Source organism: Zhongshania aliphaticivorans, from assembly GCF_902705855.1.
GTDB classification, from domain to species: Bacteria; Pseudomonadota; Gammaproteobacteria; order Pseudomonadales; family Spongiibacteraceae; genus Spongiibacter; species Spongiibacter aliphaticivorans_B.
The window spans coordinates 471,784-492,926 of the sequence record NZ_CACSIJ010000012.1 but is presented as its reverse complement, the minus strand read 5'-3'; the positions used below and the strand labels follow the sequence as shown (position 1 = coordinate 492,926).

General features: G+C 49.7%; 20 protein-coding genes and 1 riboswitch. Of the genes, 12 read left to right on the top strand and 8 right to left on the bottom strand.

Translation table 11 applies throughout. The features are described from left to right. Nucleotides 1–42: 42 nt before the first annotated feature. Complete coding sequence (gene rpsU / locus GVJ32_RS09275; protein ID WP_103682796.1) at nt 43–258, bottom strand: 30S ribosomal protein S21; 216 nt, start codon at nt 256–258, stop codon at nt 43–45. Between the two features lie 186 nt (nt 259–444). Between rpsU and tsaD the strand changes: the two genes are divergently transcribed. From tsaD to folK, 3 genes are read left to right on the top strand one after another with little or no spacing between them, the layout of a single operon-like run. Continuing rightward, nucleotides 445–1,470: a tRNA (adenosine(37)-N6)-threonylcarbamoyltransferase complex transferase subunit TsaD gene (gene tsaD, locus GVJ32_RS09270; protein WP_159239853.1), complete on the top strand. Its 1,026-nt coding sequence runs from the start codon at nt 445–447 to the stop codon at nt 1,468–1,470. A gap of 26 nt (nt 1,471–1,496) precedes the next feature. Continuing rightward, nucleotides 1,497–1,850 (top strand): dihydroneopterin aldolase, encoded by a 354-nt coding sequence (gene folB / locus GVJ32_RS09265; protein WP_159239758.1) that lies wholly within the window; start codon nt 1,497–1,499, stop codon nt 1,848–1,850. 2 nt (nt 1,851–1,852) lie between these two features. Further along, nucleotides 1,853–2,362, top strand: coding sequence for a 2-amino-4-hydroxy-6-hydroxymethyldihydropteridine diphosphokinase (gene folK / locus GVJ32_RS09260; protein ID WP_159239757.1), 510 nt, complete (start codon nt 1,853–1,855; stop codon nt 2,360–2,362). Nucleotides 2,363–2,365: 3 nt separating this feature from the next. On the opposite strand, the gene GVJ32_RS09255 is transcribed toward folK, so the two are convergent. From GVJ32_RS09255 to GVJ32_RS09225, 7 genes are all read right to left on the bottom strand, one after another. Beyond that, a complete protein-coding gene (locus GVJ32_RS09255) occupies nt 2,366–3,457 on the bottom strand; it encodes a multifunctional CCA tRNA nucleotidyl transferase/2'3'-cyclic phosphodiesterase/2'nucleotidase/phosphatase (RefSeq protein ID WP_159239756.1) in 1,092 nt (363 codons plus the stop codon). Nucleotides 3,458–3,605: 148 nt separating this feature from the next. Next, nucleotides 3,606–4,412 (bottom strand): symmetrical bis(5'-nucleosyl)-tetraphosphatase, encoded by an 807-nt coding sequence (locus tag GVJ32_RS09250; RefSeq protein WP_159239755.1) that lies wholly within the window; start codon nt 4,410–4,412, stop codon nt 3,606–3,608. 9 nt (nt 4,413–4,421) lie between these two features. Further along, nucleotides 4,422–4,799, bottom strand: coding sequence for a Co2+/Mg2+ efflux protein ApaG (apaG, locus tag GVJ32_RS09245; protein WP_159239754.1), 378 nt, complete (start codon nt 4,797–4,799; stop codon nt 4,422–4,424). A gap of 15 nt (nt 4,800–4,814) precedes the next feature. Continuing rightward, nucleotides 4,815–5,612 carry a 16S rRNA (adenine(1518)-N(6)/adenine(1519)-N(6))-dimethyltransferase RsmA gene (gene rsmA, locus GVJ32_RS09240; protein ID WP_159239753.1) on the bottom strand — a complete coding sequence of 266 codons (798 nt, stop codon included), beginning with the start codon at nt 5,610–5,612 and terminating at the stop codon, nt 4,815–4,817. Further along, the gene (gene pdxA, locus GVJ32_RS09235; RefSeq protein ID WP_159239752.1) at nt 5,612–6,607 is read right to left on the bottom strand and encodes a 4-hydroxythreonine-4-phosphate dehydrogenase PdxA; all 996 of its coding nucleotides are present in this window, start codon (nt 6,605–6,607) and stop codon (nt 5,612–5,614) included. The genes rsmA and pdxA overlap by 1 nt, the downstream gene beginning before the upstream one ends. Then, the gene (locus GVJ32_RS09230; protein ID WP_159239751.1) at nt 6,607–7,887 is read right to left on the bottom strand and encodes a peptidylprolyl isomerase; all 1,281 of its coding nucleotides are present in this window, start codon (nt 7,885–7,887) and stop codon (nt 6,607–6,609) included. The genes pdxA and GVJ32_RS09230 overlap by 1 nt, the downstream gene beginning before the upstream one ends. Further along, nucleotides 7,865–10,264: an LPS-assembly protein LptD gene (locus tag GVJ32_RS09225; RefSeq protein WP_159239750.1), complete on the bottom strand. Its 2,400-nt coding sequence runs from the start codon at nt 10,262–10,264 to the stop codon at nt 7,865–7,867. Before GVJ32_RS09225 ends, GVJ32_RS09230 begins: the two co-directional genes overlap by 23 nt. A 152-nt stretch (nt 10,265–10,416) precedes the next feature. Between GVJ32_RS09225 and GVJ32_RS09220 the strand changes: the two genes are divergently transcribed. From GVJ32_RS09220 to GVJ32_RS09180, 9 genes are all read left to right on the top strand, one after another. Beyond that, on the top strand, nt 10,417–11,451 hold the full coding sequence (locus GVJ32_RS09220) for an aminoglycoside phosphotransferase family protein (RefSeq protein ID WP_159239749.1): 1,035 nt from the start codon (nt 10,417–10,419) through the stop codon (nt 11,449–11,451). A gap of 5 nt (nt 11,452–11,456) precedes the next feature. Further along, on the top strand, nt 11,457–12,149 hold the full coding sequence (gene murU, locus GVJ32_RS09215) for an N-acetylmuramate alpha-1-phosphate uridylyltransferase MurU (protein ID WP_200841391.1): 693 nt from the start codon (nt 11,457–11,459) through the stop codon (nt 12,147–12,149). 102 nt (nt 12,150–12,251) lie between these two features. Next, complete coding sequence (gene rpe / locus GVJ32_RS09210; RefSeq protein WP_159239852.1) at nt 12,252–12,920, top strand: ribulose-phosphate 3-epimerase; 669 nt, start codon at nt 12,252–12,254, stop codon at nt 12,918–12,920. Further along, the gene (locus tag GVJ32_RS09205) at nt 12,917–13,612 is read left to right on the top strand and encodes a phosphoglycolate phosphatase (RefSeq protein ID WP_159239747.1); all 696 of its coding nucleotides are present in this window, start codon (nt 12,917–12,919) and stop codon (nt 13,610–13,612) included. Before rpe ends, GVJ32_RS09205 begins: the two co-directional genes overlap by 4 nt. Before the next feature lie 199 nt (nt 13,613–13,811). After that, nucleotides 13,812–15,806: an ATP-binding protein gene (locus GVJ32_RS09200; protein ID WP_159239746.1), complete on the top strand. Its 1,995-nt coding sequence runs from the start codon at nt 13,812–13,814 to the stop codon at nt 15,804–15,806. After that, entirely contained in the window at nt 15,799–16,185 is a 387-nt protein-coding gene (locus GVJ32_RS09195; RefSeq protein WP_159239745.1) for a response regulator, read from the top strand. The genes GVJ32_RS09200 and GVJ32_RS09195 overlap by 8 nt, the downstream gene beginning before the upstream one ends. Nucleotides 16,186–16,293: 108 nt before the next feature. Then, nucleotides 16,294–17,592 (top strand): cobyrinate a,c-diamide synthase, encoded by a 1,299-nt coding sequence (locus GVJ32_RS09190; protein ID WP_159239744.1) that lies wholly within the window; start codon nt 16,294–16,296, stop codon nt 17,590–17,592. 28 nt (nt 17,593–17,620) lie between these two features. Continuing rightward, nucleotides 17,621–17,886, top strand: a riboswitch (cobalamin riboswitch). Between the two features lie 120 nt (nt 17,887–18,006). Next, the gene (locus GVJ32_RS09185; protein ID WP_159239743.1) at nt 18,007–20,094 is read left to right on the top strand and encodes a TonB-dependent receptor; all 2,088 of its coding nucleotides are present in this window, start codon (nt 18,007–18,009) and stop codon (nt 20,092–20,094) included. Nucleotides 20,095–20,304: 210 nt separating this feature from the next. Next, entirely contained in the window at nt 20,305–21,129 is an 825-nt protein-coding gene (locus GVJ32_RS09180; protein ID WP_159239742.1) for a UDP-2,3-diacylglucosamine diphosphatase, read from the top strand. Nucleotides 21,130–21,143: the final 14 nt, after the last annotated feature.

The following is a 21,143-nucleotide window of genomic DNA, read 5'->3' as shown; positions in this document are numbered from 1 at the left end:
CTAAAGCGCAAAAGCGCTACTAAGCACTCTATAAAAGAGGTCTTAGTAGAGGCGTTGCTGCTTTTTGTTGTCGCGTGATACTTTTTTAGCGTGACGCTTAACGGCTGCTGCTGCTTGACGCTTACGAACAGAAGTTGGCTTTTCGTAGAATTCACGACGACGAACTTCCGCTAATACGCCTGCTTTCTCGCAAGAGCGCTTAAAACGGCGTAGGGCGATATCAAATGGTTCGTTTTCTTTGAGTTTGACTGAAGGCATTCGTTAAACCTGTCCTAATCAATGTGCAAAAATTTGCTGTCTGCACCGCAAAATTAAAAGCGGCACTCCAAGGGCGCTGAATTCTATACTCTGTTGTGGCAAAAAGCAAAGCCATTAAGGGGATAACTGGTGTGAATCCTGTTGAGCCAGTATCATGCGCGCTTAATTAGCGTGGGAAGCCAGAAAGTGCGTGTTTTAGGACTGGAAACCTCCTGTGATGAAACAGGTGTGGCGATATACGATTCCGAGCAGGGTTTACTTGCCGAGGCTTTATATAGCCAGATTGCACTGCACGCGGAATTTGGTGGTGTGGTGCCAGAGTTGGCGTCACGCGATCATGTGCGCAAGCTACTGCCTTTGGTGCGCGAAGTCTTAGATAAGGCGGGAATGCGTGGCGGGCAATTAGACGGTGTGGCCTTTACCAATGGTCCCGGTTTAGCTGGTGCCTTAATGGTAGGTGCTTGCGCTGGTCGCGCTATGGCCTATGGCTGGGGAATTCCCGCAGTCGCGGTGCATCATATGGAGGGGCATTTGTTAGCCCCGATGTTGGAAGAAAACGCACCTGACTTTCCTTTTATTGCCTTGTTGGTGTCTGGCGGTCATACCCAGCTTGTGCGTGTTGACGGAATTGGCCAGTATCAAATTTTAGGTGAGTCACTAGATGACGCGGCCGGCGAGGCGTTTGATAAAGCGGCAAAAATGCTTGATCTGGGTTATCCGGGTGGTCCGCAGGTCGCCAAGGCCGCAGAGCGTGGGGTCGTGGGTAAGTATAAATTTCCACGGCCGATGGTGAATCGGCCGGGTTTAGATTTTAGTTTTAGCGGTTTAAAAACCTTCACTTTAAATACCGTGGCCGCCAGTCGTGAAGCGGGCACTTACAATGCGCAGGATCAAGCTGATATCGCCGCAGCATTCCAGGAGGCGGTGGTAGATACCTTGGTGATTAAATGTACCCGCGCATTAGTTCAGGAAAATCTGAACACATTGGTAATGGCCGGTGGTGTGAGTGCTAATAAAGTACTGCGTGAACGCTTGGCGCAAAAATTAGCCAAGACCGGCGGCAAGGTGTTTTATCCGCGTCCGGAGTTTTGCACTGATAACGGCGCGATGATCGCCTATGCCGGTCATTGCCGGTTGCAGGCAGGGCAGAGCGAGGATCTTGGTGTTTCTATACGGCCCCGCTGGCCGATGACTGAATTAACCCCAGTCTGATCTACTAGTCGGGCAGCAGGCAGTTTATGGATATTGTGTATATACGTGGTTTACGGGTCGATACTGTTATTGGTATTTATGACTTTGAGCGTGCGCATCGCCAGAGTTTGGTGTTGGACTTGGAGCTGGGTACTGATATTCGCCCCGCGGCGGCGGGTGACGATATTCGTCTCACCTTGAATTATAAGGCTGTTACCGAAACAGTTGAGCGCTTTGTAAAGGACAGCGATTTTGCCTTGGTTGAAACCTTGGCGCAGCGCTGTGCAGAAATGATTATGAGCGAATTTAATGTGCCGTGGTTGCGGTTGAGTTTGAGTAAGCCAGGTGCGATGCGTCAGGCCAGCGATGTCGGTATTATTATCGAGCGTGGTCAGCACTAACTATGGCTGAGGTTTTTTTGAGTTTAGGCAGTAATACGGCCCGCTATAGACATATAACAATTGCGCTTGATGCGCTTACACAGCTATACGGCCCTCTCAGCTTGTCGCGGGTATACGAAAGTGAGTCAGTGGGATTTCGCGGTACTTTGTTTTTAAATATGGCAGTGGGTTTTTCTACTGAATTGCCCTTGGCCGATTTGGCTGCCCAGCTGAGAGATATTGAGTTAAGCAATGGTCGCTTGGCGAATGCACCCAAATTTAGTCCGCGGACCCTCGATATTGATATTTTAAGTTATGGCGAGCTGGCGGGTTGCCATAGTGGAATAGAATTGCCGCGGGATGAAGTTCTCTACAATGCTTTTGTATTATTGCCGCTTAGTGAAATAGCGCCGGATCATCGTCATCCCATTGTTGGTCGTAGCTATCGCGATTTATGGGAGGCTTATGAGTCAGATCAGAAATTGTGGCCAGTGCCGTTTCAGTGGCAGGGCCGCAATATTTCCCAGAGCTAGTGGCTATTCGCCGCAGTTCATTTCTTTTAATCGTTTTAGGCGCTCCGCGCGCATCGCCTGCCCCAGTGCTGGGCCTTTAAATCCCTGTGCTATTAAATCGGCGGCTTGAACTTCTCGCAATACTGACGCGGCGTCTTGCAAAAGCCCTAGGCGTTTTTCATTCGGTAAAAGCAATGTTGCGGCCGTGACGAAGGCGTCGAGTAATGGCGGGCGTCGTGTGTAATCAAACTGTTCGAGCAAGCTTAGCCATTCCTCGGCCTTGTTTAATGGCGATAGGGGAATATTCGCTGCGCAGCGCTCCGCAAACCATGTGGCACTATTGCTGGCGCGTAATTCGCTACACAGAATTTTGCATTGCTTTATATTTAGTTCGCTACAGCTGATGGCAAAGCGGACGTCGGCATCGGCACCTGCTTCAGCGGCTTTATCCAGGCTCTCTAAGGTGACGTTGTTCAGCGCCGGAGGCCAGAGCGGAAACAGCGCGTGTAAGGCGCGGCAGTCGAGTAAAACACGAAAAAAAACGGCGGGAGATTTTTCGTTTAAGGCTTTGGATAATTCCACCCAAATCCGTTCTGCGGCGATAGTAGCCAGCTCGCCGTTGTCACTCATCTTGCGCATTAGGTCTTGGGTTTCGTCGGCGACCTTAAAACCGAGGTGGGCGTAGCGGGCGGCAAAACGCGCCACTCGCAAAATCCGCAGTGGGTCTTCGCTAAAGGCCGGTGACACATGGCGAAGTAGGCGGCTATTGATATCTTGCATGCCGCCGTAGGGATCGACGATATCGCCGTTGTCATCTTCAGCCATTGCGTTGATGGTCAGATCACGGCGGCTCAGGTCTTCTTCTAATGTAATGTCGGGGCTGAAGTCGCAGATGAATCCGTGGTAGCCCGCGCCGGATTTCCGCTCGGTGCGCGCAAGGGCATATTCTTCCTTGGTCTTGGGGTGTAAAAAAACCGGAAAATCTTTACCAACTTGTTGGAAGTTCTGGTCGATTAAATCTTCGGGGCGTGCGCCCACCACCACCCAGTCGCGTTCGTGGAAGGGGTAGCCTAATAATTTGTCGCGCACGGCGCCGCCGACGAGGTAGGTTTTCATGGTGCTGAGTTCGGTGTTGGGTATTTGCAGGGAGTATAGCAAAAAGAGCGAGTCGGGCGTCGGGTGTCGGAAGTCTGACGAGAAGTCAAAAGCAGTTAGGAGCGAGTTTTGGATGAGTGCAGCGAATGTTTTTACGTCTGACGTCCGACTAGCAATTGCACCTATGCAACTCCCCACTATCCATATCCAGCATCGTCATGTGTCTCCCCCAAACACAGCCGCTGTCTAGCGCAATAATATCGCTGCGATCAGTTTTACATTCCAGCGCGGCCCAGTGGCCAAAGATGAGGGTTTCCTCGCGGCTGCCTTCGGTTTGCCATTCGAACCAGGGCCGATACGGTGCGGGGATGTCTGCGGCAATACCTTTGTAGCGCAATTCAAGTCGACCATCGGCGTCGCAGATTCGCATGCGGGTTAGGTGGTTGGTAATGGCGCGTAGGCGGTCGTAGCCAGTGAGATTGTCGTCCCATTTTAGTGGTTCATCGCCGTACATATTGCGGAAGAACTCGTCAGTCTGAGGACTTTGTAGTACGACTTCAACTTCGTGGCTTAGGGCCAGTGCTTGATCGCTTGTCCACGCATTGGGGATGCCGGCATGGCTCATTAGGTAGCGGCCGTCGTCTGAGCGCAGTACCAGCGCTTGTTGTAAAAGCCATTGCATTAGTTCGTCGCAATCTGGCGCGCTTAATAATGCGTCGAGGGTGGGGTGTCGCCCTTTGTTGGTGGTGCCGCGTGCTAGGGCAATGCAGTGAAGGTCGTGATTGCCCAAGGTGATGCGCAGGCTGTCTTTAATGCTGTAAAGATAGCGCAGGGTGGCGAGTGAATCTGGGCCGCGATTCACAAGGTCGCCAACCAGCCAAAGCTGGTCGTGTTGGGGATTAAAGCTCACTTGTTCTAATAGGCATTGCAGGGGCTTTAAGCAGCCCTGCAAATCACCTACGGCGTATCGGCTCACGATAAACGCTTAATGTAACGCTGAAGGTCGCGCTAGTGAGAAAATGCCAATCGGCGCGATAAACGGCCGGCCAGAGGCGCTAATCATCTCATAGCTGCCTTCCATGGTGCCAACGGCGGTGTCAATGACGGCGCCAGAGGTGTAGCTAAAGGATTCGCCTGGGGCAATTAGGGGCTGTTTGCCAATGACGCCTTCACCTTGAACTTCCTGAACTTGGTTGTCGCCGTCGGTAATGATCCAATGGCGGTTGAGTAGACGCACGGCTTCTTCGCCGGTATTGCGAATGGTAATGGTGTAGGCAAAAGCAAAGCGTTGTTGTGCGGGCTCTGATTGGTCAGGTAGAAATTGGCTCTCTACTTGGATTTCTACTGGTGCTGATTCTGACATGATGTGCTCCGCAAATTACTCGCTGTTGCTGTCCACCGCATTGGCGATGGCAACATATTCCGCTAAGCCCAACTGTTCGGGACGAAGGCCTGAGTCGATTCCCAAGCTTTCTATCGCCTCGCTATCGATAACCCCTTTTAGGGTGTTGCGCAAGGTTTTTCGGCGCTGGTTAAACGCGCTGCGTAAGACCATGTGCAAGGTGTCGACATTGTTGGCTGGGCAAGGTGGCCGTTCGTAGGGGGTTAATCTAACGATCGCGGATTGTACCTTGGGGCGGGGGGTAAAAGCTTCCGGTGGCACATCAAATAGTGATTCTACTTCGCAAAAGTACTGGGCCATGATGCCAAGGCGGCCGTAGGTCTTGCTGCCAGGTTGGGCGGCGAGGCGGTCTACCACTTCCTTTTGCAGCATAAAATGCATATCGGCAATGCAGTTGTGGGCGGTGAGTAAGTGGAAAATGAGCGGTGTAGAGATGTTGTAGGGCAGATTGCCTACGACCCGCAGCTTTTCGCCCGCGGCCAATGCGGTAAAGTCGAATTTAAGGGCGTCGCCTTGGTGAATGCGAAAATTAGGTTCACCACCAAATTTGCCCTCAAGAATGGGGATAAGGTCGCGGTCTAACTCAATCACGTCGAGTTGGCAGCCGGTGGCGAGAATAGATTCGGTAATGGCGCCTTGGCCTGGGCCAATTTCTAGTACCCGTTGTTGTTCTAAGGGCGATACGGCGCGAACGATGCGGCGAATAATGCCCTGATCATTGAGGAAGTTCTGACCAAAGCGTTTGCGCGCTTGGTGCTGTTGAGGTGCTGACATTAAAGATTATTCCTGCTGCTGTGCTCGGCCATTGATATGGCTGTGATGAGCGCGGCGTAGAAGCTGCCGCTGTCGGCGCGACCACTACCGGCTAAGTCTAGCGCGGTGCCGTGGTCTACGGAGGTGCGAACAATGGGTAGGCCAAGAGTGATGTTGACCGCCCTGCCAAAGCCCTGATATTTGAGTACCGGTAGGCCTTGGTCGTGATACATCGCCAACACCGCGTCGCACTGTTCAAGGTGGCGCGGGGTAAATGCGGTGTCTGCAGGCAATGGGCCTTCAAGCTGCCAGCCGCGTTGGCGCAGCTGCTCAAGACAGGGAATAATCGTATCGATTTCTTCTCTGCCCATGTGGCCGCCTTCGCCAGCGTGGGGGTTTAAACCCAGCACCATAATGCGCGGTTGCTGGCAGCCAAACTGTTGTAATAGTGAGGCGTGTAAAATTTCGGTGACGCGCTGTAGATTGTCGGTGGTGATCGCTGCGGGCACTGCGCTTAGAGGTAAATGGGTGGTGACTAGGGCAACGCGTAATTGCTCGCTTGCCAGCATCATCACTACTTTATCGACTTCGCAGCGCTCGGCCAGAAATTCGGTATGACCACTGAATGGAATGCCGGCATCATTAATAATAGATTTCTGCACTGGTCCAGTGACTAAACCTTGGCAGTCACCACTTTTGCAGGCATCGGTCGCTTGGCGCAGGGTTTCTAAAACGTAATTGGCATTGTTTGCGTTGAGCGTGCCGGCTTCAGCGGGGCTGTGGCAAGGAATGCTTACCACTCTTAAATGGCCACTGCGATGTGCTTGCGGTGGCGCGCTAAAGTCGACTTCACTTATCTGCAGCGGCAGACCGATATCAGCGGCACGTTGTAATAACAAGGCGGGGTCTGCGAAGGCAATCAGTTCTACGTCAAAGTCTTGCTGGGCGAGCTTAACCAGAAGTTCTGGTCCGACCCCGGCAGGTTCGCCGGGGGTGATGGCAATACGTATTGGCATTAAATTTTAATGTCGACGAAGGCTTCGCTGCGAATTTTGCGTAGCCAAATATCAAGTTCGTCGGCGTATTTGCGCTCGTGGAGCGCGTTGCGGGCAATTTGCTTACGCATATCGTCGGTGACGTCTTTGGTGCGACGGTCGATAACTTTAATCACGTGCCAGCCAAATTGACTCGCAACAGGAATATGAATTTCGCCGGGGGTGGTTTCGTCCATCGCATTTTGGAATTCGGGCACTAGCTGGCCTGGGCTAGTCCAGCCGAGGTCACCACCTTCCTGTGCGGAGCCGATATCTTCAGAATATTCTTTGGCCAGTTCGCGAAAATCCTCACCATTTAGCGCGCGCTGGCGCAGCTGCTTGGCTAGGGCGATGGTCTGTGCCTCGTCGCGGATGGCCGACGGTTTTAGCAGGATGTGGCTGGCGCGGGTTTGTTTAACCAGTTGTTTTACGCCACGGCTTTCCAGTAGCTTGATGATATGAAAGCCGCTGGCACTTTGCAGTGGCTCAGACACGTCGCCATCGCCCATTTTTGATGCGACACCTTGGAATAGCGCCGGCAATTCAGTGCCTTTACGCCAGCCGAGGTCGCTGATGCTAATGTCGTCATTGGCATTATCAATATCTTTCCCCGAACGTAACTGGGCGCTCAGAGATTTAGCTTTGTTTTCAGCCTGTGCGCGTTCGGCATCGTTTGCTTCTGATGGAACAGGAATAAGGATGTGGGCGAAATGGAATTCCGGCGAGGTAACTTCTTTACCCTCTGAGGATTGCAGGTAGTTTTGAATTTCCTGCTCAGTCACTTGGATGCGCTGATTAACGTTACCCATTTGCACTCGCTGCAAAATCATTTCACGAGCAATCTGTTCGCGTATCGCGAGGTAAGATGCACCGCTGGCGACCAGTGTTTGTTGGAATTCAGACAGCGTCATATTGTTGTTTGCAGCAATACGGGACACCGCACCATTGAGTTCTTCATCGTCAATGCGTACACCGTAGCGATTCGCCATTTGCATCTGAATGTTTTCAAGAACGAGCAGGTCGAGTATCTCTTTGCGCAATTCGTCATCTGGCGGCGCTTGCTTGCCGGTGCGGGCGATATTGGCTTTGATGGTATCCATGCGCTCGTCAAGTTCGCTGGCGAGAATGATGTCGTCATCGACGATGGCCACCACTTTGTCCAGCCATTGAGTTTCAGCTTGAGTGAGCGGCGCGAGTGCGATTAATAGCACAGCGGAAAAAACTTTAAATAAACGCATATTATTCATCAGATAAGTAGCCAAAAATACTGTCCTTTAAAACACTAGTCACCGCGGTGCCGAGGCCCCCCAGTCCTTTTAACTGAAATTCTATCAACACTGCGGAATTATTTTGAGTTCCGGTATTGCTGATGCCACTGATGTTAGACCCATTGTCGTCGTCGGGTTCCAAGGCCCGTTGATAAACAATGCGGGTAAGCCAGCAGCAATTTTGATATTCCGCACCGATGAGGTTTTCAACGGGACGGTCATCTTCAAAATCATATTGGGTCTTAGCGAATAATTTCCACTGGTCGTTGATGGGTAGGCTCAGTGAAATATCGCCTTGCTTAACATCATTTTCTAAACCGCCGAGATTATTGCCTTCGCGACGGAAGGTGTATCCAGCATTTAGCAGTGTGCCGTTATCGCTGCGCTGATGGTAGCTCAGATTGGTCTGATTAAGCACCCCTTGGCGGGCATCATACAGAATATCGGCACTTATCCAGCTGTTGTCGTCGGGTAAAATGCGAATTTGGCCGGCCAGATCTGAGTTACTGCTTTTTCGCTCAGGGTCGCCGGGGAGCTGCACTCGGCCTTCGTCGAAGTAGTGCAATTGGCCAATGCTGGTGGTTAATACCTCGCGACCGGCGTCGTTATTAATAAAGCGACTGCTGATGCCCACGGCGACTTGGTTGGCGTCGTCTAGCCGGTCGTGGCCGGTAAAGCGGGTGTCGCGGAAGAGTTGCTGATAGGTAAAGGTGAGTGCAGAGCTATCAAAATCTGGATGGTCGCTTTGATTTTCATATTCGGAGTAACGATAGAAAAGCCGTGGCTCCAGCGTTTGCGTCCAATTTTGATCGGCAACCCCAAGCTCGCGTTCAAAATAAAGTCCGCTATCAATGCTGACCTGACCGCTATTGGCATTGGGGCTACCATCTACGCCAGCTAAATTGGCATCTTCTAGCTCGTAGCTTACGTGGCGGCTTTTAAAAGCGGGTTCGATAAAGCCCCAGCGCCAACGCATGGGCAGGCTCGCACCGGCGGTGCCGAACAGGCGCCGGCCAGTAATTTTGCTGCCGCCATCGCGGAGTTTGTCGCGGTGATCAAACTGGGTGTACTCAAACTCCATGCTGGGTTCTAGCTGGAAGTTTTTAGCGGGCGATTGATAGTTTAGGCGCAGCTGCGGCAGCTTTTGGTAGGGGTCTTCAACGGCGGCGATGGTTTGATAGCGCTGTACTTCTATGCGGCCGGTCCAGTCGTCTGAGCTGTAATTGACGGCGGCTTGTTGATTAAGGTGGGTGCTGCGTTTTACCGCCAAGTTTGCCAGACCTAGGTCGCTGAAATAGTCATCGTCACTGACTTTGGTGAAGTCAATTTCAGTGCCCCAGTGCTCATTTATATAGCCTTCTTCGCTCACCCCTAACAGCCAGCGATCTGTATCGTCTTTCTTGTCGTTGGCCAGGTAGCTGGTGTTGACCGCCCACTCACTGTATTTGTTTAAATAGCGCAGTTTGGTTTCTAGTGCCTCGCCGCGCTGCTCTATAAAGCGGGGGGTAATAATGGCGTCGTAGTTTGGCGCGAGGTTTAGATAAAATGGGGTCGAGATATCTAGGCTGCTGTCGGCAAAGCCAATTGACGGGAATAAAAATCCCGTGGCGCGACGGTCATCAACCGGAAAATTTAAATACGGGCTATAAAAAACCGGAAAGTCATAGACTCTAATGCTGGTTCCCCGCGCTACGCCGCGGCCACTTTCGTAGTCGAGTTCAATGCTATCGGCGTGCAGTGACCACGTTTCATTGTCTGGTGTACATTGGGTGTAGCTGGCATTTTCTAGTTCAAAGCGGGTGTAGTCTGGTCGAGATATGCGTCCAGCGGTGCCGCGGGCGCCGGTGTCAAAACTGAGGATTTCGGCTTGCTCCAGCTCGCCAAAGCCTTTATTGGTGTCGATCTGCGCGTATTGGCCCCGCAATAAAATACCCGGCTGGCGTAAAACCACATTGTCACGCAGCATGACGGTGCTATTGCTGCGGTTGTATTGGGCGTAGCCAGCATCTAGGCTGAGGTCACCTTTGCGGAGCTGAACGTCGCCCGTCATGGTTGCTTTGGCGCCAATGGACTCAATCGTATCGGCAGATACGTTTAACGGCGCTCGGAGCGGGGTTTTGTCGGCGCCGTCCCAATCTCTTGCCGGTTCAATAAATCGGCCTTGGCAGCCTGGTGTTAGGCCGCACTTTGAGGCTTCGCTCAAATGCGAGTTAGGCACCCAATGCCAATGTTGGTAATACGCAGGTAAATCCGAGGTGTCAGTATTAAGCGCGGATGTGTCGGTGCTGCCGCAATCTGCGGTGGTATTTACCTGTGCAAGTACCGAACCCGATAGGGCGGCAAGCAGTGATAAAAGAGATAGGCGAAACACTGGCATCGGTTAGTGATTTTATTCTGACGATGGAGCCCGGATTGGCGAAGGTGGATAATAAAGCATTCTCTGCTAGGATGCCCGCCTGAGTGCATAAAAGGCTAAAAATCTGGTCTGCAGAGGTCTCATCAAGGTCGTTAACGGAACAAAATATGGATCAAATTTTAAGCGAGCTGCATAGCTGGTGCCTTCAGCAGTTGTCTTTGTCTACGACAGATGCGGCCAATGCGCTAGAGGTGGTGTCGGGTGACGCGAGTTTTAGGCGCTATTACCGGCTGCCCTTGCGTGCTGGCGGCAGTGTGATTGCCGTGCATGCACCGCCAGAAAAAGAAGATAATCTGGCCTTCTCAACGGTTCAGGACTTATTACATCGCCACGGTGCGCGGGTACCTAAATTATTGGCATGGGACGAGCCGCGTGGTTTTTTGTTGCAGGAGGATTTTGGCGATCAGTTGCTGTGTCCGCTGTTGGTGAATAGCGCAGCGGCAGATCATTACTATCGCCAAGCTTTTCGTACCTTGCTTGCCATGCAGGCGATTCCTGCCGCAGCGCACACGCTTCCCCATTACGATAACGCGCGACTCCATACCGAAATGGCACTGTTTCCGCAGTGGTTTGTAGAAGGCCTGCTGGGCTACACATTAAATGCCGACGAGAAAAGCATGCTGAATGGCATGTTTGAATTGCTGAGTCAGCGTGCCTTACAGCAGGCGCAGGGCGTCGTTCATCGCGATTTCCACAGTCGTAACTTAATGGTTTTGGCCGATGAACGTCTCGGCATGATCGATTTTCAGGATGCCGTGCAGGGCCCGATCACCTACGACTTGGTATCGCTAGTGCGGGACTGTTATATCAATTGGTCACCAGAACAGGTTGATGATTGGATTGGCATCTATCGGCAAATGGCGATGCGGGCTGGCCTGCTGGGTGATATTAGCGAAGCCGACTTTTTGCAAGATGTTGACTGGATGGGCCTGCAGCGTCATATCAAAGTGCTGGGTATTTTCGCGAGGCTACATCTTCGTGACGGTAAATCGGGCTATTTGGGTGACTTACCTTTGGTTATCGCCTACACCCTTAGTGTCGCTAGTCAGTATCCTGAATTCGAGGAGTTTTGCGCTTGGTTTGACGATAAGCTGATGCCAATTATTGTTAAACAGCCTTGGTATAAGGACATCGAGCTGTGAAAGCGATGATTCTTGCGGCTGGCTTAGGCACGCGGATGCGGCCGCTCACCGATCACACCCCCAAACCTTTGCTACGTGCTGGCGGTAAGGCATTAATTGACTACCATATTGAAAAGCTGGCCGCAGCGGGTATCACCGATATTGTGGTGAACTGCTCATGGTTGGCAGAGCAGTTAGAGAATTATTTAGGAGATGGCCGTCGCTACGGAGTGCATATTGCGGTGTCCCGAGAAAGTGAGCCACTGGAAACCTGCGGCGGTATTGTTCAAGCGCTGCCCTTGCTTTTAGAAGGCAATAATAACGACGAAGCCATTCTGGTGGTTAACGGCGATATTTGGACGGATTTTGATTTTGCGAGTTTATTGAACTGCCAGCCTGAGGCGGGGCATTTGGTTTTGGTGCAAAATCCTCCGCATAATCCCGCCGGCGATTTTGGGCTTAGCTCTCAAGGTTTGGTGGTGGACGATCCCGATGCGGCGGGCAAGAGTATGTATACCTACTCGGGAATTAGCGTGTGGCGCCCCTCGGTATTTAGCGGCTTTAGTGCCGGTCAGCGCGCATTGAAGCCCGTCATGTTGACCGCCATGGCGAAGTCGGCGTTAAGCGGGCAACGTTATGACGGCCATTGGTGGGATATCGGTACACCTGAGCGACTAGCGGCATTGGATGAGTTTTTAGGCGTGCGCGCGGGCAGCTGAATCTCGCTGCGGATTACCGTAAAATGTGCCCTCTGTATTAAATGGTCTTGCGCTACGTGGCGTGGGATAACACTTTAAATGACTAATCAAACGGAAATCACCATGGCAGATTACTGGATAGCCCCTTCAATATTGTCGGCAAATTTTGCCTGTTTGGGCGCGGAAGTAGACGCCGTGCTAGAGGCCGGTGCGGATATCGTGCATTTTGATGTAATGGATAATCACTATGTGCCGAACCTGACGATTGGGCCAATGGTGTGCAAAGCCCTGCGTAAACACGGTATTAAAGCACCCATTGACGTGCATTTAATGGTGTCGCCGGTTGACCGTATGATTGGCGACTTTGCTGAGGCCGGCGCCAGCATCATCACTTTTCACCCTGATGCGTCCACCCATGTTGATCGCTCGCTACAGATGATCCGTGATGCGGGCTGTAAAGCGGGCTTGGTACTGAACCCAGCGGTCGGTCCAGATGTGCTGAAATACGTGATGGATAAACTCGACATGATTTTATTAATGTCGGTGAACCCCGGCTTTGGTGGTCAGAGTTTCATTCCATCTACCATTGATAAAATTAAAGAAGTGCGGGCGCTTATCGACGCATCTGGCCGCGATATTCGCCTAGAAGTTGATGGCGGAATTTCGGCCAAGAATATTGCAGAAATAGCCGCAGCGGGTGCCGACACGTTTGTGGCGGGTTCTGCAATCTTTAACGGCGGCGACTACACCAATGTTATTGAAAAAATGCGAAGTGAATTGGCTGGTGTATGAAGAAGCTGCAAGACCTGCTAGATGGTCGTGAACTTAAAGCGATTTTATTCGACTTAGACGGCACGCTTATCGACAGCGTGCCGGATTTGGCGGCAGCCCTAGACGCAAGTTTAGAACAGCTAAATTACACCCCCGCAGGACTTGCACGAACACGATCTTGGGTTGGCAATGGCGCCCGTAAATTAGTGCAGCGCGCTTTGGCATTTACCTTGGAAATTCCAGAAAAAGCCGTCAGCTCGGCCCTGATAGATCAATTGCTCGCGGTGTTTTTTGAACACTATGGCGAGCACAGCTGCGAGCAAACCATAATGTACGCTGGCGTTAATCGGGCGCTGTCGAGCTGGCACGAGCAGGGTGTTCTCATGGCCTGCGTCACAAATAAGCCGGCGCGCTTTAGTCAGCCGATTTTGGCGCATTTTGGCATGAACGTGTTTATGTCAGTGTTGGTGGGTGGCGACACCCTCAGCGTACGCAAACCAGATCCTGCACCGTTGTTGCTAGCCTGCGAACAACTGGGCGTGGATGTTGCCAACACCGTTATGGTGGGCGATTCAGTCAATGACGTAAGAGCTGCAAGAGCCGCTGGTATGCCGATTGCCTGCGTGAGCTATGGTTATAATCATGGTGCACCGGTAGCGGATGAGAACCCTGACTTATTAGTTGATCACTTTTCGGAATTAGCTGCTAGCTAGTTCTGCGTGAAACTTTTTAAAGTATATTCGTCCAGCCTTTAATATTTTCTCGGGTAAGTTCCCTTCTTTATTTTCGATGCTATGCGCGTTAATACGTATATAGCATTCGATTATAGCAATAGTAAATGCCAGTCCTGCATTTTATAGTGGTATCTTTTAGCGGTGTCTCCGTAATTTACTAACAGACAAGGGCGTTGTAATGCAGGGCGAGTCTCGGATGTTAGCCATAGGCAAAAAAGGCAGCATCGCACGACAAATACTCTTTCCCTTGTTGCTGCTCATTGTTGGCAGCAATATTGTCGTTGTCTCAATTATTATGCGTCAGTTAGATGCACAGCTATTGTTGGCAGCACAGCATAAGCTGAATCAAATATCTCAATTGCAAGACATAAAATTCACGTCGAATATTAATGAGCTTGTTAACGATGTCTTAATAGTCTCGCGCACAGCACCGATTAAAGCCATAGCAAATAATGACGGCTCTAAGGATATTGGTGTGAGTGGTGAGTTGAGTATTGAAGCGTGGAAGTCACAGCTGGCAAGGATTTGTACTGAAATTCTTAATTTTAAAGAGCGCTACGACCAGATTCGCCTGATCCTCGCAGATGGATCGGAGTGGTTGCGTGTTGATCGGCGTGGCGATGAGAATAGTATCCATATTGTTCCAGCAAACGATTTACAAAATAAATATTCAATGAGCTATTTTCAAGAAACGATAAAATTACAGCTCGGTGAAGTGTATCTGTCAGAAATCGAATTAAATCGCGAGTTTGGGGTGGTATCGAAACCAGAGAAGCCTGTAATTCGTGCATCTACGCCGCTATATGCAGATGATGGAAAATTGTTTGGAATTTTAATATTTAATGAAAATTTGCAAAATGGCTTTGATGAATTACACGCATTAGCTGGTGATGATACCAATGTGTTACTGAGTAATAGCGCCGGAGAATACATCTTACATCCCGAAGAAAATAAGCGGTTTCAGTTTGAGTATGGTCAAAGTTCAAGCATATTTGGTGATTATCCAGCCGCAAAATATTTGTTGGCAGATATGGGCAATAGCTTTGAAACTGGTATCGCCGATAAGGGGAATGAACAGCAAGTATATTCTTTGCGGACCATTGTTTATGGTTCCGGCGCCCCTGGTAATCGCTTAATTGTTGCCACAAGCTATGATTTATCTTCAGCGCTGCAAGTAAAGTCGCATTTATTAAAGCAGATCTATTTTTTACTAATCCTGATAACAGTAATAGCGGTGTTGCTGTCTATTATTGTTGCTAGACGAATAGCTAAGCCAATTGTGCGGATGAGAGATGCCTTGACGGATCAAGGCCTCAATACGCAAAGCACAGAATTACCGCTTTCTTCCAGTGGCGAGGTTGGAGATCTCGCTCGCGTATTTGAGCAATTTATAACTGAGCTTTCGCGTCGTCAAAAAATACTGCATGTCGAAGTGCAGGAGCGAAAAAGCGCGCAAGCAGAGCTTGAAGAAAATAATAAGAAGCTAGTTTCCTTGAATCGAGAAATGGAGCAGTTCGCATATATTGCCTCCCATGATTTGCAGGAACCACTGCGTACAGTAGCTAGCTTTGTTGATTTGTTAGTAGAGCATAATGCTGAACAGCAGGATGAGCAGGTGAAAGTGTTTCATGGCTTTATACTTGATTCGGTTCAGCGTATGCGTGATTTGGTGACGGCCTTACTAGACTACAGTCGCTTGGGGGCTGATTCTAAGCGAGAAAAAATTGATTGCCAGCAGCTATTAAATGAAGTGTGTGAAGACTTGGGCGCAAGGATTGAAGATGCGCAGGCTGAAATACACTATTCCGATTTGCCGCGTATTGATGGCAAGCGCACCGAGCTTAGAATGCTATTTCAGAATATGATTAGTAATGGCATGAAGTTCTCAAGGCAAGATGTTAGACCTTGTATACACATAAGTGCTAAGCGTGGGAGTGGTGAGTGGGTGTTCTGCGTGCAGGATAATGGTATAGGTATTAGCCCAGAACATTTTGATAAGATTTTTAATATTTTTCAGCGCCTGCATAATCGAGATGACTTTGACGGCGCAGGCATAGGTTTGGCGCACTGTAAAAAAATTGTTCAGATGCACAGTGGTAAAATTTGGTTGGAGTCGAGTCTCGGAGAGGGTTCCGCGTTCTATTTTAGTTTGAGGGATATCGATAATGGATAAGTTAAAGAATGTGGTGTTGATTGACGACTGCAAGGCAACGAATTACATCCACCGTTTAATCATAGAAAAATATGGCTTCGCGGAAACGATATCGGAGTTTATGAATGGCAGGGACGCCATGGATTACCTTTCGACTAAGGTGGATGGGGAGTTTCCAAAGCCAGAGTTAATTTTTCTTGATTTGAATATGCCGGTTATGAATGGTTGGGAGTTTCTAGAAAGCTACAAACACCTTTCCAGTGACCAACAGGCCGGCGTTGTGGTGGTTATGTTAACAACCTCCTTAAACCCCNATGACGAAGCGCAGGCAGACGATATTGACGGTGTAAAGGCTTTTTCGAGCAAGCCACTAACAACTGAAAACTTGACGGCGTGTTAGCTGAATTTTATCCCCGCAGTGTGCGTGAGCTACCTTAATTATCGCTATTCTTGTTAATTTGAATTCTAATACGCCTACGAAATCGAATTAATTTAGTGATATCTTGTTATGAGTAGTATTTTTTGTCCGGCATTGTTCATAGCCGCGCCTTCTTCTGGTCAGGGAAAAACCACCATTACTGCGGCAATCGCCCGCTATCATCGCCTACAGGGACGTAAGGTTCATATTTTTAAGATGGGGCCGGACTATCTCGACCCACAAATTTTAGAGCAGGCTTCGGGGTACCCCGTGGTGCAGTTAGATTTATGGATGGCGGGGGAGGACTACTGTCGCCATCAATTCTATAAAGCGGCGGAATCAGCGGATTTAATTTTAGTCGAAGGTGCGATGGGTATGTTTGACGGCGAGCCTTCAAGTGCAGATTTAGCCGCGACTTTTGGCATTCCGGTGGCATTGCTGATGGACGTTAAGGGCATGGCACAGACCGCCGCCGCTCTAGCAACGGGTTTGGCAAATTATCGCGATGATGTGCGTGTGGTCGGTTTGATTGCGAATAACTGTGCCTCTGAACGGCACCGCCAATTAATAGCTGATGCCCTGCCTAGCGAGTTACCTTTGTTGGCAACAATCAGTCGAGATCCTGATATTAGTTTGCCAGAGCGTCACTTGGGCTTGGTGCAGGCCAGTGAAGTGCGTGTTGAGCTAGAGGCCTGCTTTAACAAGGCCGCGCAGATGATTGCCCAGGGTGAGCTTGCAAACCTACCTGAGCCCGTCGAATTCAAACAATGTTATTTGCCCTCTGCACCGCGTACGCTTGAGGGTAAGCGTATTGCCATTGCACGTGACGAGGCGTTTAGTTTTATCTACGCGGCTAATTTACAATTGCTAGAGGATATGGGGGCAGACTTAGTTTATTTTTCTCCCATTCATGATAACGAGTTACCCGCTGCTGATGCGCTGTGGCTGCCGGGGGGATATCCCGAATTACATGCTAAGGCCTTGGCAGAAAACCACAAAATAAAAGCGCAAATCCGTGCTTTTTATCACGCGGATAAACCGATTTTGGCCGAATGTGGCGGCTTTATGTATTGCTTAGAAAATTTGCGTGACCTTGAAGGGCAGCAATTTTCGATGCTGGCACTACTAGATGGGCAGGCGGCAATGCGTGAACGTGGTGGTTGTCAGGGTATGCAGTTTGCGGTATTGCCAGAAGGGGAGCTGCGTGCTCACTCCCATCATCGCTCGGCGACTGAGAATACCGCCACGCCAATAAGCTATGGTCGTCGTCAACGGCATCCTGCTCCGGGAGAATCAATTTATCGAATTCGAGGCTTAACGGCGTCGTATTTACATTTGTTTTTTCCGTCTAATCCCAAGGCCATAACCGCGTTGTTCAATACCAAATAAGAGTGATATTTATTACGCAATGCGTTAGAGTTGCGGCGCATTTTTAGGTTCTCTTTTTTATTGAGATTAATAGGGAATTCGCTAGCAAGAGCGGTGTTGTTGTCGCTGTTGCTTGAATCGAAGCTGTCCCCGCAACTGTATGCGTTTAGCGTTAACCGTAGCCACTGAGCTTTATTCCTTTTGTTTGGAAGGAATGCTTGGGAAGGAGGTTAGTGCATTAATAGATGATTGTGGCCCTGCCATAGCGCTGTTTGAAGACGTGAGCCAGTAAACCTGCCTGATATGCGATTACCTGATGGTCGGGGTGTGCAATCAGGAGTGAACGTCTATAAACGGCCGTCGGTCGTTGCTGTGGACGGTCTCTTTACCTTTTCCCGGCGCCATCAAGATTTTTATAATCGAGAGGCGATTTCTTTGAAAAAAATATTTTATATCATGGTGGCAGTCAATCTGACTGCGCCCCATTCCTCTGTGTTTGCTGCCGGTGTGAGCGGTGAATTAAGCAGAGATATTGAAGAAGTGTATGTGGGTGGTGATGCTACTACGGCGCGAAGCTTGGTTAATTCAGAGGCGGCTTCAGTGGGCACTGTACTGGCTGCTCAAATTGAGCACCGCCCCGCCCTGCGTCCAGCGGAGTTACTAGAAACTATCCCCGGTATGGTGGTTACTCAGCACAGTGGTGACGGTAAGGCTAATCAATATTTTTTGCGTGGTTTTAACCTAGATCACGGCAGCGATTTTTCGAACTACGTTGATGGCGTGCCGGTCAATATGGTGAGTCATGGTCACGGTCAGGGTTACACTGATTTGAATTTTCTCATTCCTGAATTGGTTGATCGTATTGTGTACCGCAAAGGGCCTTACAATGCCGAGTCGGGAGATTTCTCCTCTGCAGGTTCTGCTCGCACTGCCTATAAACGACAAATAGATAAGCAAACCATAAAATTGTCCGTGGGTGAAAACGGCTATGGTCGTGTATTGGTATACGGCGGCGACGACATGGCGGGCGGTCACTTAGTGTATGCTCTTGAGTCCATGCAGAACGATGGCCCTTGGCGTGTGGACGAAGGGTTTGATAAGAAAAATGCGGTATTGAAATTTAGCAGCGGCGACCTCGGTCGTGGCTACAGCTTAACGGCCTTAGCGTATGAGGCAGACTGGACGTCTACGGATCAAGTTCCCCAGCGTTTAGTGAGCAATGGCAGCGTGGATCGCTACGGGTCACTTGACGACGGCACTGGCGGCGATACCCATCGCTATAGCTTTTCTGCAGAGCTGTGGTCGCAATTGAGTGATAGTTTACGTTTTGATAGTCAATTCTATGTGTTTGATTACGACCTACGCTTAACGTCTAACGCCAGCTATTTTTCCCGCGATAATATTGATGACCCAGATTTTCGCGGAGATCAATTTACCCAGTTTGATAATCGTATAGGCTATGGCGGTCACTTGGCTTTTAGTCAGATATTAAGCAAGCAGCACGAATTAAATTATGGCGCAGAATTGCGCATCGATAATATTAGTGATGTTGGTGTGGGCTTTAGTCAGCAGGCAAAAATATACGATTTGTTTGCGCGGGCGGCTATCGATGAAACCGCTATAGGCGTATACGGCAGTATTCATAGTCAGTGGGCTGACTGGTTTGCGACGATTACTGGATTGCGTTACCAAACGATTGACGTGTCTGTGGAGGCAAAACGTCTTGGTGATGATGAAGGCGATGATCGAGAGGCACTACTGTCGCCAAAATTATCGCTACGATTTGGCCCCTTTGCGGAGACTGAGTTCTTTATAAATTACGGCGAAGGTTTTCATAGCAATGATGCGCGTGGTGTGATCCGCGCTGCGAGTGACTCGGTGCCACTGATGTCCGAGTCTACTGGGTATGAACTAGGACTGCGCAGTCTGATAGCGCAAGATGTGCAGTTGTCACTGGTGTTGTTCCGATTGGATTTAGATTCTGAACTGGTGTTTGTTGGCGACGAATCGACCACCGAGCCCCGTGATGCTACTCGTCGCCAAGGTATTGAGTTAAGCGTGTTCTATCAGCCGGTAGACTGGTTTGTGTTAGATGTGGATTATGCAGCGTCTAAAACGCGCTTCAAAAATCAGCAATTTGATGGCGCTACCGCATTAGGTAAAAACGTGCCAGACAGCGTCAAAAATGTATTTGCTATGGGCGCAAGTGTTGAATTAGATAATGGCATTTATGGTGGTGTGAGACTGAGATACTTTGGCCCACGGAACCTAAATGAAGCTGGCGATGTTGAGTCTAGCGCCTCACAAATTCTCAATGCCAATATTGGCTACCGTTTTAATAATGGGGTGTCTTTGGGCTTAGAAGTGATAAATGTTTTGGATGATAGCGACGATGATATTACCTATTATTACGCGTCGCGCACCGCTGAGGAGCGTTTGGCGGGTATAGATCCGATTGATGATCTTCATTCTCACCCTATGGAACCAAGAACCTTTCGAGCGTCGATAGCGTATCAATTCTAGTAGTGTTAAACGGCTTGTAAAGTAGTAATTTGACGGCTATCTGTGAAGGTGGCCGTCATCCTCTCGTCATCAACGGACGCTATCCTCGCTACTCAATATTAGAATTTTGGCAATGGGCTTCGGGCTAAATTGTCATAAATTTGTCTTCAAAAAGCCCTCTGTTTGTCACTTTAAAGTCCTAATCTTGCCACAAATGCATAAAGAGGATGCATGAACGTGGAAACAAGGAATCGATACAAAACCATTTGGTTGTCCGACATTCATCTTGGCTTCAAAGATTGCCGAGCTAACTACCTCCTTAATTTTTTAAACAGTGTTGAATGCGAGACGCTCTATCTTGTTGGCGATGTGGTAGATCTGTGGGCGCTGAAGCGCACATTCCACTGGCCGGCAAGCCACTACGATGTGGTAAGGGCATTGTTCGCCAAGGCCAGCGAAGGCACGCGAGTGGTTTATATTCCCGGTAATCATGATGAGCCAATGCGCGATTACGTTGGCCACATTCTCGGCCCAATCGAGATTAAGCGCGAAGCTATACACACCACCGTCGATGGCAAACGCTTGTTGATGTTTCACGGAGACTGCTTAGACGAGCATATTCGTCTAAGTAAATGGGAGAACCTGATCGGTGATGCCGCTTACGATTTTCTGCTATTTCTGAACCGCTGGGCTAATTTCTTTCGTCGCCGTTTTGGGCGTAATTATTGGTCGCTGGCCACCTATATCAAACAGCGCATTCCCAATGCGCGCCAGGTTATTAATGTGTTCGAGGAAGCGGCGGTAAAAGAGGCTAGCCGACGTGGTTTAGATGGTGTGATCTGTGGCCATATTCACCAACCTGCACTGAAAAAAATTAAGGGCTTGTTGTATTGCAACGACGGCGACTGGATTGAGAACTGTACTTTGTTAGGTGAAACCCATGAAGGAAATCTCGAATTAGTGCAGTGGACTGAGCATCAAACTTTATTGCAAAGCATGGCTGGCAATGGCGGCCCGGCTAAAGCGGACATTCTTCCGCTGCGTCGCGCTGGATAATAATCAGAGGTAAA

What these genes read in the sequence shown, in the direction of transcription:
- rpsU (WP_103682796.1), bottom strand. Translation starts at nt 258, where the DNA reads ATGCCTTCAGTCAAACTCAAAGAAAACGAACCATTTGATATCGCCCTA.
- folB (WP_159239758.1), top strand. Translation starts at nt 1,497, where the DNA reads ATGGATATTGTGTATATACGTGGTTTACGGGTCGATACTGTTATTGGT.
- folK (WP_159239757.1), top strand. Translation starts at nt 1,853, where the DNA reads ATGGCTGAGGTTTTTTTGAGTTTAGGCAGTAATACGGCCCGCTATAGA.
- GVJ32_RS09255 (WP_159239756.1), bottom strand. Translation starts at nt 3,457, where the DNA reads ATGAAAACCTACCTCGTCGGCGGCGCCGTGCGCGACAAATTATTAGGC.
- apaG (WP_159239754.1), bottom strand. Translation starts at nt 4,799, where the DNA reads ATGTCAGAATCAGCACCAGTAGAAATCCAAGTAGAGAGCCAATTTCTA.
- rsmA (WP_159239753.1), bottom strand. Translation starts at nt 5,612, where the DNA reads ATGTCAGCACCTCAACAGCACCAAGCGCGCAAACGCTTTGGTCAGAAC.
- pdxA (WP_159239752.1), bottom strand. Translation starts at nt 6,607, where the DNA reads ATGCCAATACGTATTGCCATCACCCCCGGCGAACCTGCCGGGGTCGGA.
- GVJ32_RS09220 (WP_159239749.1), top strand. Translation starts at nt 10,417, where the DNA reads ATGGATCAAATTTTAAGCGAGCTGCATAGCTGGTGCCTTCAGCAGTTG.
- murU (WP_200841391.1), top strand. Translation starts at nt 11,457, where the DNA reads ATGATTCTTGCGGCTGGCTTAGGCACGCGGATGCGGCCGCTCACCGAT.
- rpe (WP_159239852.1), top strand. Translation starts at nt 12,252, where the DNA reads ATGGCAGATTACTGGATAGCCCCTTCAATATTGTCGGCAAATTTTGCC.
- GVJ32_RS09205 (WP_159239747.1), top strand. Translation starts at nt 12,917, where the DNA reads ATGAAGAAGCTGCAAGACCTGCTAGATGGTCGTGAACTTAAAGCGATT.
- GVJ32_RS09200 (WP_159239746.1), top strand. Translation starts at nt 13,812, where the DNA reads ATGCAGGGCGAGTCTCGGATGTTAGCCATAGGCAAAAAAGGCAGCATC.
- GVJ32_RS09190 (WP_159239744.1), top strand. Translation starts at nt 16,294, where the DNA reads ATGAGTAGTATTTTTTGTCCGGCATTGTTCATAGCCGCGCCTTCTTCT.
- GVJ32_RS09180 (WP_159239742.1), top strand. Translation starts at nt 20,305, where the DNA reads ATGAACGTGGAAACAAGGAATCGATACAAAACCATTTGGTTGTCCGAC.